The 1,778-nt window shown below is 64.2% G+C and carries 1 protein-coding gene; it reads right to left on the reverse strand.

Annotated features, from left to right (window positions below):
* Positions 1-125 precede the first annotated feature (125 nt).
* The coding region (locus I2E26_RS03915; RefSeq protein WP_195419684.1) for a DNA primase at positions 126-1,778 on the reverse strand (1,653 nt) is incomplete at its 5' end.

Below are 1,778 nucleotides of genomic sequence, written 5' to 3' on the forward strand. Positions count from 1 at the left end.
TCTAACGATCGATCATTTGTCGTGAAATGACCACATTCCAACCGTAAGGCTCGATGTTTCGACTATGGCAGCCCATGCGCATTCATGCGACCTCCCTATTCATACCCCGTTTGAAGAGCCATCGGCTACAAACGGAAAGGATCGGCAACACCCTCCACGGCAGCAGCGAGTTCGCGAGCACGGGCGGCATCGCGCGTCGCCTGAACCGTCAGCGCACGCCGATCATCGGCGGACAGCGATCGGTCGCTTCTCAGCTTCGCCTGGGCAGAACGCATGCGGCGACGAACCGTATACAGCTCGAGCGTATCCAGCAGAAACACGATCGTCGTCTGCGTGGGATGCGAGCTCGTCGAAGAAAGCGTACCGGTGCTCACGAGTTGAGCGGCCTCCGGGCACACGGCTCGTGCCGCAACCATCACGTCCGCGGGGGAAGACCCCTCGGGGGTCGCCAGGACCGCCCACGCGATGGCCTCGTTGCGCGCATCGACCCATTCGACTTCGGTTATGCGCTCGGCGCATGCGCGGAACTCATCCGGATAGGCGGTGAGCAAGGTGAGCAGCTCCCGTTCGCATGCGAGCGCGCGGCGCTCGAGGTCGGTCAGCATGGTGAACATCGAGGGAGCCGGCGACGCGAATGCGCCGGGATCGGCCTCGACATCGGAATCGAAGGCGTCGATCGGCACGTAGTCGTCGGGAACGGCGAAACCCTCGTCGTCGCCATCCATAGATGGCGCCAGATGAAGATGATCCGCAGACGCGGCCGCAGCCGACCCGCGCAAGCTCCAGCCCGCCCGGGTGTTCCCCGCTCCCCCGCCATCGCGCGACTCGCGCTCGCGAGCGGAGCGCTCATAGCGCTCGGTTCGCTTGGCCGCCGCCTCCTCGCGCTTTTGGACCGCGCGAAACACCCGGGGCGCCATCTCGCGCACCATCTCGACGTCGACGCCCACGCGATCGGCGATCTGGATGTAATAGGAGTCGATCATATAGCTTGAGCGGAGCGGATAGATGAGCGCGCACGCATCCTCGAGCGCCTTCTTGCGCCCGCCCGGGGTCGAGACGTCGCTGCGCTCCTCGAGCTTGCGAAAAACGAAATCCATCAGCGGCTCGCTTTGCGCCAGCAGGTTCTCGAGCGCCTCTCCGCCGAAGCGGTGAACGAAGTCGTTGGGATCGAGGTCGTCGGGCAAGGTCACGCAGCGAAGGTCCACCGAGTCGCGCTCGACGAACTGGATGGCGCGCTCGGCAGCCTTCTGGCCCGCCGCATCGCCGTCGAAGAGATACACGATTCGGCTAGCGAACCGCGTGAGCGTCTTGACGTGGTGCTCGGTGAGCGCCGTGCCCAAGGTGGCGACCACGTTACCGAGCCCGGCTTCCCAGCATGCGATGCAGTCGGTATAGCCCTCGACGACAACGGCCTCGCCGCGAGCGACGATATGCTCTTTCGCCCAATTGAACCCATAGAGGTTGCGCTTCTTATGGAACAGCGGGGTCTCGGACGTGTTGAGATACTTCGGCTCGCCCGTACCCATGATGCGACCGCCGAACGCGATGCACTTTCCCTGCTCGTCGAAGATGGGGAACATCACGCGCTCGTAGAAGCGATCGACCAGGCCGCCGCCCTCGGAACGACGGTAGGCGACGTTGGCGTCGATCATCTCCCGCGGGGTGAAGCCCTTGCTCCCCAGATACTGCACGAGCGAACCGCGGCCCGGAGCATAACCCAGTCGGTACCGACGGCATACGTCGCCACCGAGCTCGCGTTGCTTGCAATACTCGCGGCC

Origin of the sequence: Collinsella sp. D33t1_170424_A12 (assembly GCF_015554865.1) — a bacterium.
Taxonomy (GTDB): domain Bacteria; phylum Actinomycetota; class Coriobacteriia; order Coriobacteriales; family Coriobacteriaceae; genus Collinsella.